The 11790-nt window shown below is 39.8% G+C and carries 11 protein-coding genes; 10 read left to right on the top strand and 1 reads right to left on the bottom strand.

Going from position 1 to position 11790, the window contains the following annotated elements:
• Positions 1-166: 166 nt before the first annotated feature.
• The 9 genes from yycF (at position 167) to yiaA (ending at position 8624) form a co-directional block, all read left to right on the top strand.
• Positions 167-874 (top strand): response regulator YycF, encoded by a 708-nt coding sequence (yycF, locus tag LCL91_RS17950; RefSeq protein WP_224884360.1) that lies wholly within the window; start codon positions 167-169, stop codon positions 872-874.
• Between the two features lie 7 nt (positions 875-881).
• Positions 882-2684 (top strand): cell wall metabolism sensor histidine kinase WalK, encoded by a 1803-nt coding sequence (walK, locus tag LCL91_RS17945; RefSeq protein ID WP_224884358.1) that lies wholly within the window; start codon positions 882-884, stop codon positions 2682-2684.
• A gap of 2 nt (positions 2685-2686) precedes the next feature.
• Positions 2687-4072, top strand: a complete 1386-nt coding sequence (locus tag LCL91_RS17940) for a YycH family regulatory protein (RefSeq protein WP_224884411.1) — start codon at positions 2687-2689, stop codon at positions 4070-4072.
• Positions 4059-4958: a two-component system regulatory protein YycI gene (locus LCL91_RS17935; protein WP_224884355.1), complete on the top strand. Its 900-nt coding sequence runs from the start codon at positions 4059-4061 to the stop codon at positions 4956-4958. The genes LCL91_RS17940 and LCL91_RS17935 overlap by 14 nt, the downstream gene beginning before the upstream one ends.
• Before the next feature lie 14 nt (positions 4959-4972).
• Complete coding sequence (locus LCL91_RS17930) at positions 4973-5767, top strand: MBL fold metallo-hydrolase (protein ID WP_224884353.1); 795 nt, start codon at positions 4973-4975, stop codon at positions 5765-5767.
• A gap of 77 nt (positions 5768-5844) precedes the next feature.
• Positions 5845-7056 carry a S1C family serine protease gene (locus tag LCL91_RS17925; protein WP_425589694.1) on the top strand — a complete coding sequence of 404 codons (1212 nt, stop codon included), beginning with the start codon at positions 5845-5847 and terminating at the stop codon, positions 7054-7056.
• A gap of 79 nt (positions 7057-7135) precedes the next feature.
• A complete protein-coding gene (locus tag LCL91_RS17920; RefSeq protein WP_224884351.1) occupies positions 7136-7300 on the top strand; it encodes a CxxH/CxxC protein in 165 nt (54 codons plus the stop codon).
• 109 nt (positions 7301-7409) lie between these two features.
• Positions 7410-7889: a 23S rRNA (pseudouridine(1915)-N(3))-methyltransferase RlmH gene (gene rlmH / locus LCL91_RS17915; protein ID WP_224884349.1), complete on the top strand. Its 480-nt coding sequence runs from the start codon at positions 7410-7412 to the stop codon at positions 7887-7889.
• A 270-nt stretch (positions 7890-8159) separates the two neighbouring features.
• On the top strand, positions 8160-8624 hold the full coding sequence (gene yiaA, locus LCL91_RS17910; RefSeq protein WP_224884347.1) for an inner membrane protein YiaA: 465 nt from the start codon (positions 8160-8162) through the stop codon (positions 8622-8624).
• 155 nt (positions 8625-8779) lie between these two features.
• Here yiaA and LCL91_RS17905 read toward each other — a convergent pair whose 3' ends face one another.
• A complete protein-coding gene (locus LCL91_RS17905; RefSeq protein WP_224884345.1) occupies positions 8780-9778 on the bottom strand; it encodes a tRNA dihydrouridine synthase in 999 nt (332 codons plus the stop codon).
• A 393-nt stretch (positions 9779-10171) separates the two neighbouring features.
• Between LCL91_RS17905 and mqo the strand changes: the two genes are divergently transcribed.
• Positions 10172-11734: a malate dehydrogenase (quinone) gene (mqo, locus tag LCL91_RS17900; RefSeq protein WP_224884407.1), complete on the top strand. Its 1563-nt coding sequence runs from the start codon at positions 10172-10174 to the stop codon at positions 11732-11734.
• Positions 11735-11790 lie beyond the last annotated feature (56 nt).

Here is an 11790-nt window from a genome sequence, read left to right as displayed (position 1 = left end):
TTTGAGCGATCTATAACAGGCAAAGCGTTTCTCGGAAAGAAGTTAAGGGAAGAGCTGTAGGGAAGATCGTAATAAAACCTACATAATATGATAAAATAGACAAAAGTATGCATGTTTCATATCAACGTTAAATTGATAGTGTCATATCAAAGAAGGAGCGTTCATAATGGACAAGAAAATTCTTGTTGTAGATGATGAAAAACCAATTGCAGATATTCTGCAATTTAACCTTGAGAAGGAAGGCTTTACAGTTGTTTGCGCTTACGATGGCGATGAGGCCATTGCTAAAGTTGAGGAAGAGAATCCTGATATGATTCTTTTGGATATTATGTTACCTCAGCGTGATGGCATGGAAGTTTGCCGAGAAGTTCGTAAAAAATATGAAATGCCAATTATTATGCTTACCGCAAAGGATTCCGAAATTGATAAGGTGCTAGGACTTGAACTTGGCGCAGATGACTATGTGACGAAGCCTTTTAGCACAAGAGAGCTGATTGCTCGAGTAAAGGCGAATTTGCGTCGTCGTCAGCAGGAGCCTGAGAAAGAGACTTCTCCAAATTCTCTTATTAAGGTTGGGGCGCTAACGATTCATCCAGATGCTTATCTTGTTACAAAGCGCGAGGAATCGATTGAATTGACGCACCGAGAGTTTGAACTGCTGCATTATTTATCGAAGCATATTGGACAAGTGATGACGCGTGAACACTTATTACAGACCGTATGGGGTTATGATTATTTTGGTGATGTACGAACAGTAGACGTAACGGTACGTCGTTTGCGCGAGAAAGTAGAAGATAATCCAAGCCACCCGACATGGATTATTACAAGACGTGGTGTGGGGTACTATATGCGTGAACCGGAACAGGAGCAGTAAACTTTAGATGGGAAAGGTCGGTTTTTTTAAGTCCATCCATTTTAAGTTTGCAATTGTGTATGTTCTCCTCATTTTAGTTGCGATTCAGTTTATTTCTGTTTATTTTAATGACAAATTAGAAGATCAGTTTCAGCAGAACTATATGAGTTCAATTCGAGACCGTGCTGAGCTCCTGGCTGATAATGTGTCTGATCAGGTGAATAGTAAGAGTGATGAAGAAGAAAATACGATTACAAGCTTGATAAGAAATTTTAGGCAAAATGAAATTCGCCAAATCCTTGTTGTTAATTCATTAGGGCAGGTAGTCGGGACGCTTAATGATGATGGTCTTGAAGGAACACGCGCAACGAACGATTATGTGGCTAGTGCTTTAAATGGCGTCTCAAAGGAAAACATTTTGATCGACAGTGAGGGAGAACGTTTCTTTGCTTATAGTTATCCTATAAAAGGCGAAACCAATACAACTGTCGGCGCAGTCTACATCCAAGCAAATATGAATCAAGTCTTCGAACAGGCAGATGAAGTGAATAGCTTATTAGCTCAATCCGCTCTCATCGCATTAGTGTTAACTGGGCTACTTGGCATTATTATTTCTCGTACAATTACAAGGCCAATTTCGGACATGCGAAGACAAGCGCTTGTCATGGCACGTGGAGATTTTACCCGAAAAGTAAAAGTATATGGCGAAGATGAGATTGGACAACTTGCTCTGGCTTTCAATGATTTAACACGTAGACTTCAAGAAGCTAATGCCATAACGGAGGGTGAGCGTCGCAAGCTTACATCTGTTCTTGCTTATATGACAGATGGCGTTATTGCTACAGATCGAGAAGGTATGATTATTTTAATGAATGATCGTGCAGAAGAAATGATGAGCGTTTCACGTGAAACGGTCCTTGGAACATCTTTGAATAAAATTCTCCAGTTTTCAGAAGAAAAAACGTGGGATGATGTCTACAATGGACCAGATTCAATGATTCTTGATTTAAGTGATGACCATCAAACGTTTATCTTACGCGTTAATTTCTCAATTATCCATAAAGAAGATGGTCCTATTAACGGGTTAATTGCTGTTCTCCATGATATTACGGAACAAGAACAGCTTGAACAGGAGCGTCGTGAGTTCGTTGTCAATGTGTCACACGAGCTACGCACGCCACTTACAACGATGAGAAGTTATCTCGAAGCTCTTCAAGAAGGGGCGCTCCAGGATCCTGAGATTGCACCTCGCTTCTTAAGTGTGACGCAAAATGAAACGGAACGAATGATTCGATTAGTAAATGATCTTCTGCAATTATCTAAAATGGATAAAAAGGAATATCGTCTAGAGTTCACGGAAGTTGATTTTGTCGAAATGTTTGATCATGTTCTAGATCGATTTGAAATGTCAAAGCGAGATAATATTAACATCGTCAGACAGCTTCCTCGCGTCGCAATTTATACGAAAGTCGATCAAGATAAAATGACACAAGTGTTGGATAACATTCTATCCAATGCGATTAAGTATTCACCTGACGGCGGTACGATCACTGCGCGATGCTGGACGATTGGTAAGAAGATCCGGATTAGCATTAGTGATGAAGGTGTAGGGATTCCGAAGAATAATCTTTCGAAGATATTTGATCGGTTCTACCGCGTCGATAAAGCCCGTTCTAGGCAGATCGGGGGAACTGGGCTTGGTTTGGCTATTGCCAAGGAAATGATCCATGCGCATCATGGGGACATCTGGGCAGAGAGTAAGTGGGGACAAGGAACAACGATCTACTTTACTCTCCCTTATAAACGAATAAGGGAGGTTGAGGACAAGTGAGAATGACAAAGAAGCAGTTTGAGAATTTTAAAACAATCTTATTGAACGTCCTTGTTCTAACAAGTTTATTTCTCACCTGGCAGATCTGGACGTTCGAACCTGAGTATGAGAAAGAAGCAGCACCAACAGAAGCAAGTCCTGTTGGTATTCAGGAAGTAAATATTAGTGATGTGGTGAAGCCAAATCAGCTCGTATATCATATTGATAATCAGCACTTTACTTCCTTTAATTTCAACGCCATTAATAATTTTTATAATGAATTTATTTCTGGAATTAAAATTAAATCCTTTACGGTGGAAAATGATATGGAAGATTTAGAGGGAAGGGGGGATAGCGTTGAGCTGATTTTCCCTACCTTGCTTTCCAATGATGTGTTAAAAAAATTAGTAAGCATATCAAAAGACGATATTCCTCTTTCGACGTTTGATCGTATTATTATTCCTTCGATTGCGTCTGGTAAAAATAACGAGATCATTCTTCTCAACACATCAAGTCAAGTTGGCATGCGTGCCACGATTGAGGCTTCTAGTAAAATGAAAGAATGGTATACAAACGTCTTCTCTTCCTTCGATATCTCGAGCAGTGAAGCAGAGGAAATGGAAATGGCGCGAGCTAAAGAACTTCAAGTTTCTAATAACTCTCCCATTTTTTATTTACCGATTCAAGGACAGTCGATTGCTTCATTTGGAGGAAGTACAGACGAACTAGCAAATGAAGAAGATTTTAAAGAAGCGCTCTTTCCTGAACAAGATACGGTTGAAAAGAACACGTTTAACAACATATCAGATCTTTATACAGATGGAAGTCGAGATTTAACGTTTAATTACGACAATGAATACATGGTTTTTAAAAATCCACCATCAACGTCAAGTCAATTTGACGCAAATGAATCACCTATTCTTGATGCGTATGGCTTTATTAACAAGCATTTTGGCTTTCGTGTAACTGATTTAAACGATGATAAGTACGTGCTGAGCGAATGGGTTACATCTTCTCAGAAAAATACAGATCAAATCACGTTCCGTCTTTATACAGAAGGTTACCCCGTCTATAGTTCTTCTACAGAAGATTTAGATGAAGTTAACGTGACATTAGAAAATAATGACGTTAGTACGTACAAGCGGATGTTGAAAATTATTCAATACACGAAGGAAATTAGTGAACGTCAGCTGCCAGGTTATGAAGAGGTTAAGGAGCTACTTGAAGAAGGAAGCTTTAAAACAAGTGAGATACAAAACATGACAGTTGGTTATACAATTGATCGTTCAGCAAATCAGCCATATGACTTTTCGCTCATACCCCAATGGTTTGTGAAATTGAATGGTACCTGGACACCGCTGCAACCTACTAGCAATGCACTGGGAGGGGAAGAAGTTGGATTGGAATAGAACGAAAACGATATTAATCTTAACCTTCCTAGTGTTTAATATCTTTCTGGCAAGTGATTTATTTAAAAAGCAAACGGAATTAAGTGAAATTGAACAACAGAAACAGGTTACGATTGAAGATCAGCTAAAAAACCTAAACGTAACGTATGAAAAGAACCTTCCTGTGCAATCAGAGAAAATGTCTTTTATTAGCGGAGATGTTCATGAATTTACTGAGGAAGAAGAGAAAACGCTAGAAGAAGGAACGAGTCAGGATATTACACTTGATGGAGAAAAACTAGTTTCAACGCTTAAGAAGCCTTTTCCTATAAGTGATCCAACAGTGCCTTCTGCTTTTTCGATCTTTCTAGAAACGTATGTTTACGAAGGTGGGAAGTATCAATATTACGGTCCTGCTGAAAACAACCCAAACATTAAGTATTTTGTAGAAACGTTTGAAGATCGCCCGATATATAGTCAAGAATCAGGCATGTTGATTGTCACACTTGAGGACGATAAAGTTGTTTCTTATACACAAACCTATTTAAGCCTTCAGAAAATAGGCAAAGAACGTAAAATTGATCCTGCTTCTGAAACGATTGGCCTTTTACTAAACCAACAAGATATTGGTTTAAACGATGAAGTTGAAAATATGTCAATTGGTTATTATACAACTGTCGCAAATGAAGATGAGCGAGATACATTTGTTTTTGTTCCAACGTGGCAAGTTGTTGTTTCGAATAAAAAGAGCGATGATCCAGAAAAAAATTATTACGTTAACGCGATAGAAAAAACCGTGTTTAGTGATACGGAAGAAAGTATTGAAAGTGAACAGGAGGAGAAGGAATCAGATGCCAGCAATCAGCCTGATCCTTCAAAGCCGAAGACAGGTACAAGCGATGAGTAGGAGAGGAACATTATATGTCTCTTGAATTTAGTGTGCTTGCAAGTGGAAGCACAGGTAATGCCATTTATGTTGGTACAGAGAAGCACAAGCTTCTAGTCGATGCCGGATTAAGTGGAAAGAAACTTGAAGAACTGTTTGCGAAAGCCCATCTTGATCCAAAAGATTTGGATGGGTTGCTTGTGACGCACGAACATAGCGATCACATTAAAGGCCTTGGTATTTTCGCCAGACGCTACAAACTGCCCATTTATGCCAATGCAAAAACGTGGGAGGCAATGTCAGGATTAATTGGGGAAATACCTGTTGAGCAAAAGTTTCATTTCGATATGGATACAATCAAAACTTTCGATGATCTGGATGTTGAATCATTTGGTGTGTCGCATGATGCAGCTGAGCCGATGTTTTATGCCTTTCATCACGAAGGCAAGAAGTTGAGTATTGCAACTGATCTTGGATACGTCAGTGATCGCATTAAAGGAACGATTCGTAATTCAGATATGCTTGTGTTTGAGTCAAATCATGACATTAACATGTTAATGATGGGGCGCTATCCATGGAACGTGAAGAGACGTATTCTAGGCGATATGGGGCACGTTTCCAATGAAGATGCTGCGGTAGCCTTATCGGACATTATTGGTGATCAAACAAAACGTATTTATTTAGCCCATTTAAGTAAAGATAATAACATGAAAGACCTGGCAAGACTTTCTGTCCAACAAACTCTTGAACAAAATGGTTTTGTGGTAGGAGAGCAGGTTGCGTTATATGATACAGACCCTGCTTCCCCTACCGTTCTAACAAAATTATAAATTCGTAGAGAAGAGTTTTGGTGAACGAAATTGGTCTTAAAGGTCTCCTTTTTTAATTGAAAGGATTGGTGAACACTTTGGGCTATTATGATGGCGATGAAAACAACCGACCAATGCGGCAGAAAGGGAACCGCGGCGGAGCATTTGTGGCGGGATTAGTTGGTGCGATCCTCGGTGCACTGCTCATTCTATTTACGGTTCCTGCTCTATCAGACGTTGGGGTGCTACCTGATATCGCTCCTCCTCAAGAAGAGAAAGCGGAGTCAGAAGCTGAACAGCAACCGATTACGAAGAACCTTAGCATTGATGTAACAAATGATATTACGTCAGCGGTACAGAATGTAGGGGAAGCGGTAGTAGGTGTTATTAATCTGCAGAAAACCGATTTTTGGGCAGAAGATTACGGAGAAGCTGGAGCGGGATCAGGTGTTATCTACAAAAAAGAGGGTAAAGATGCTTTTGTTGTAACGAATAATCACGTGGTAGAAGGTGCTGGGCAGCTTGAGGTGAGTTTAAACGCCGAGAAACGTGTTTCAGCAGAGCTTATAGGCACTGACCCTCTGATGGACCTGGCGGTGCTTAAAATCCCTTCTGAGTCGGTTACAATGGTTGCAGAGTTCGGCGATTCTGATACGTTAAAGCCAGGTGAGCCAGCTATTGCGATCGGTAACCCGTTAGGTTTTTTAGAAGGGACGGTAACGCAGGGGATCATCAGTAATCCGGAGCGATCCTTTCCAGTAGATACAGATCAAAACGGGACGATTGATTGGAATGCAGATGTTATTCAAACTGATGCATCGATTAATCCTGGTAATAGTGGTGGAGCGTTAATTAATATTTCAGGTCAACTTATAGGCATTAACTCTATGAAGATTGCTCAATCCAGCGTAGAAGGAATCGGATTTTCAATCCCCATCAATATTGCTGAGCCAATTATCAACGATCTTGAATCGTACGGTGAAGTAAGAAGACCAGAGATTGGAATTGGAACAAAATCACTATCTGAAATTCCAACTTACCATTGGAGCGAGTCTCTCAAGCTGCCTGATAAGGTCGATTATGGGGTTGTGGTGATGAGCGTGTTTCCAACATCATCTGGAGAAATTGCGGGTCTGAAAGAGTTAGATGTGATTACAGCGATGGATGGGGATAAGATTAAGAATTCCATTGATCTACGTAAGTTTCTTTACACGAAGAAAGAAATTGGCGATCGCGTGAAATTAACGATTTATCGTGAAGGAACAAAGCAAGAGGTTGAAGTTACGCTAGCTGAGCAGCAACATTCGTAATCATAACAGGAGAGGAAACTCTCCTGTTTCCTTTTGTGAAAACCTCTTAGAAACGACAGGGTTAGAAAGGAGCGATTGTATGAAAATTTATTGTTGTGAAGAACATGTAGAGCTGGCTCTTGATGTTGCGGTAGATGAAACAGGACAGTTTCCTGTACTAGAGAAAGTGGAAAATGAAACAGGAAAGTTGTCCACAGAATGTGAGTATTGTAAAAATAACGCAACATATATGGTGTCGAACTAATATTCGGTCACGATATGTGGATGAAAAATGTGTATATGTGGATAGAATCTGTGGATAACCTGTTTATTTGCTGTGGACTTACAAAATGATGCACAGGTGGGGATAACTTTTGAATATTAGTATTGTTACGGTAGGAAAGCTGAAAGAGAAATATTTGAAACTGGGAATTGAAGAATACACAAAGCGATTAGGGCCTTTCGCGAAAATCGACGTGATTGAAGTCCCTGATGAAAAAGCACCAGAAAATTTAAGTGAGACGGAAATGATCCAGGTGAAAAAAGCAGAAGGAGACCGTATTTTATCTAAGATTTCACCTGATGCATACGTCATCGCTCTTGCCATAAATGGAAAAATGAAAACATCTGAGCAACTAGCTCGAGATCTTGATCAGTTAGCGACATACGGGAAAAGCAAGATTGCCTTCGTCATTGGTGGATCACTTGGATTAAGTAACGACGTTCTGCAACGAGCAAACGATACGCTTTCTTTTTCCAAAATGACGTTTCCTCATCAGCTAATGCGGCTTATTTTGGTGGAGCAGGTGTATCGAGCGTTTAAGATTAATCGAGGGGAACCGTATCATAAGTGAATGGGTATGAAATAGATATCACATATGAAAAAGTAGACTAGGAAACTTTTATCTAGAAATAATTCTAAAGGGTCCGGATCGCAATCAAGATCTGGGCCCTTTTCCCTCTTATTTTAAAGCTTGTGTTGGATGAGTAGGTGTGCTTCAGTATGATCATATGATTAATCAATACATCAGTCCTTCAATTTTAATAAAGACAATTTGTGGGAAATTGCTATAATGGTTTTTATAGGAAACTTATAAATTGAATAAAGTAGAAGGAGGCGTCTAATGCCTGATATGAATGAAAATCAGTTAATGGAGTCGACTGAAAAAAAGATCAAGGTGGAAAGAAAAGAAGGGGAGCCCACAGGAGCTTTTAAAGGGGCTAGTTGGGCAGCTTTAGTAGTCGGAGTAGCATCGTATCTTATTGGCCTGTTTAATGCCTCTATGGAGCTCAATGAGAAGGGGTATTACTTCGCCGTATTGGTATTCGGTCTGTATGCAGCTGTATCCCTCCAAAAAGCGGTGAGGGACAAGGAAGAGGAAATCCCGGTGTCGGGCATTTATTATGGCCTTAGTTGGTTAGCGGTTATTGTAGCCATTGGCTTGATGGGAATCGGACTTTATAACGCTGGAAGTATTATTTTAAGTGAAAAAGGGTTCTATGGTATGTCCTTTGTTCTTAGCCTATTTGCGGCTATTACAATTCAGAAAAACATTCGAGATACTCAGGTGGCTAGAGATAGAGATTAATAGTCGGTGGAGCTAAAATAATGAAAGCATTGAGAAGCCTAGTTGCTTACCAATGCTTTTTTTACTATCATAACGATAAAAAAAGAGAGAAAAGCACCCTTGGCTTTCCTCTCCTAGAAAGAACCTACTATCGTTTTAAACGAAACAAATTTAACTCAAGAAACCGTAAAACCATTCTGTCCTTTTAAGCCATTATTCGCTATAAACTCATCAAGAAGAGCACGTGCTTCGTCAGTAGATTTTGTATTCATCAATTTATTTCTTAATTCACTTGCTCCGCGAAAGCCGCGAACGTAAATTTTGAAGAAACGAGGAAGCGCTTTGTAGATGCGTGGCTCGAGTTCTTTATCATATTTATCATGTAGATCGAGCTGAAGTCTAAGAAGATCAAGCAATTCCTCACTCGTATGCTCTTTTTTCTCTTTTTCAAAAGCAAATGGGTTATGGAAGATTCCTCGTCCGATCATAACTCCGTCGACGCCATATTTTTCTACAAGTTCAAGTCCCTTCTGACGGTCTGGAATATCTCCGTTGATCGTCAGAAGCGTATCAGGAGCGACCTCATCACGAAGTTTCTTGATCTCTGGAATGAGCTCCCAGTGGGCATCAACATCGCTCATTTCTTTCTTCGTGCGGAGATGGATGGAGAGATTTACAATATCCTGTTCAAGCAGGTGCCTAAGCCAGTGGCGCCACTCATCTACTTCTGTATAACCGAGGCGAGTTTTTACACTAACGGGCAGTCCTCCAGCTTTTGCTGCCTGGATGATTTCTGCTGCAACATCAGGACGACGAATCAGTCCGCATCCTTTTCCTTTTGGAGCAACATTAGGAGCAGGGCAGCCCATATTGATATCAACTCCACGATACCCCATTTCTGCCATACCAATACTCATTTCGCGGAAGTACTCGGGCTTGTCTCCCCAAATATGAGCGACAATTGGCTGTTCATCTTCCGTAAATGTAAGTCGGCCCTTTAAACTGTCTTTTCCCCTTGGGTGGCAGTAGCTTTCCGAGTTTGTAAACTCTGTAAAAAACACGTCAGGTCTTGCTGCTTCGCTCACGACATGTCTAAAAACGACATCTGTCACGGCTTCCATTGGAGCCAAAACAAAAAATGGTCGTGGCAACTCTTTCCAAAAATTCTCTTTCATTGTATATCTAAACCCTTTCCTTAAGGGAAAGCACTTCCCAAAATTAAAAAGTAAAAATGTTCTTAATAGATCTAGCTAGGCTCGGTTTCAACCGATATATACTTTAATAGTATTATCCAAAAAGTGCAAGAGAACGAATCGATTTGTATTACCAGAAACAACGAATTGCGAAAATAAAGCTGAGAAGTAGCAAACAAAATGATTTATCTGTCTAATCTCACATTTATTACTCTTCTATGTTTATTTTCGCCATTTTCCTAGCTAATAATGTGTAAAATTTAGTAAAAACGCCTCAGATTATCCGTTATTTTTCCTACAATTATAACAATTGTCTATGATAAGGTATAATTAGGATAGAACATGTAGTGTACTTCATTGTCGCCTTGCTTTTTTATGACATTTGAGCATGAGCGCGTATTCTTTTTATTACAAATAAATGAGACAAGGAAGGGTATCATGAGCAAGAATCAAACAAAAGATATTATCTTAATTGGTGCTGGAGTCATGAGTGCAACTTTGGGATCTTTATTAAAAGAATTAGCACCTGAATGGAATGTGAAAGTTTTTGAGAAACTTGGAAGTGCAGGAGAAGAAAGCTCGAATGAATGGAATAATGCAGGGACAGGTCATTCTGCTCTATGTGAACTCAACTATACGTCCGAGAAAGCGGACGGATCTATTGATATTAGTAAGGCGGTAAAGATAAACGAGCAGTTCCAGCTCTCAAAGCAATTCTGGTCTTATTTCGTGAATAAAGGATTAATCCATAATCCACAAGATTTCATCAGACCAATTCCACACATGAGTCTTGTTTTTGGAGAAGATAATGTGAAATTTTTGAAAAAGCGTTTGGAAGCGTTGTCAGGAAACCCTCTGTTTCAGGGAATGGAGCTTTCTGAGGACCCTGAGAAGCTTAAGGAATGGATTCCACTTATTATGGATGGTCGGTCATCGGATGAACCAATGGCTGCAACAAAAATCGATTCTGGTACAGACGTAAATTTCGGCGCATTAACGCGTCTTATGTTTGAACACTTAGAAAATGAGAATGTAGACGTTCAGTACAAGCATAGCGTAGAGGATATTAAACGTACGAAAGAGGGCACGTGGGAAGTTAAAGTAAAAGATATAGCCAACAATAATTTAGAATTTCATACGGCAGACTTTGTCTTTATTGGAGGCGGAGGTGGTAGTCTTCCATTGCTCCAAAAAACCGGTATACCTGAATCCAAACAAATTGGAGGCTTTCCGGTCAGTGGGCTGTTTATGGTATGTAATAATCCTGAAGTGATTGAAAAGCATCATGGTAAGGTTTATGGCAAAGCAAAAGTAGGCGCGCCTCCAATGTCTGTTCCTCATCTTGATACAAGGTTCATTGATAATAAAAAGAGCTTATTATTTGGTCCGTTTGCAGGATTTTCTCCCAAATTCCTTAAAACCGGTTCAAATATGGATCTAATTAGCTCTGTGAAGCCTAATAATGTGTTAACGATGATGGCAGCTGGGGTTAAGGAAATGGGATTAACCAAATATTTGGTCCAACAAGTGATGTTATCTGAAGACAAGCGTATAGAAGAATTGCGTGAATTTATTCCGACAGCCCAGAAGGAAGATTGGGATATTGTTGTAGCCGGACAGCGTGTACAAGTTATTAAGGATACAGAGGAACAAGGCAAAGGAACGCTTCAATTTGGAACAGAGGTTGTAACGGCTTCAGATGGCTCCATTGCTGCACTACTTGGTGCATCACCGGGTGCATCAACAGCTGTCCATGTTATGTTAGAAGTATTCGAAAAATGCTTCCCAGAGTATCTACAGGAATGGGAACCAAAGATTAAAGAAATGATTCCATCACATGGATACGCTTTAGAGGAAAATCCAGAGTTGTTTAAAGAAATTAATCACTTAATTGCACAGACTCTTGGTCTTAATGAAGGAGAGCCTGTTTATAGCTAATCACTGCTAAGATATAGAAACAAATGTGAGCGTGTAGCATAAAGAAACGGCTACAT

The sequence above is a fragment of the Guptibacillus hwajinpoensis genome (genome assembly GCF_020171785.1).
In the GTDB taxonomy this organism is placed as follows: Bacteria; Bacillota; Bacilli; order Bacillales; family Guptibacillaceae; genus Guptibacillus; species Guptibacillus sedimenti.
Note: the sequence above shows the minus strand (reverse complement) of the source record. Positions and strands in the feature narration are given on the sequence as shown.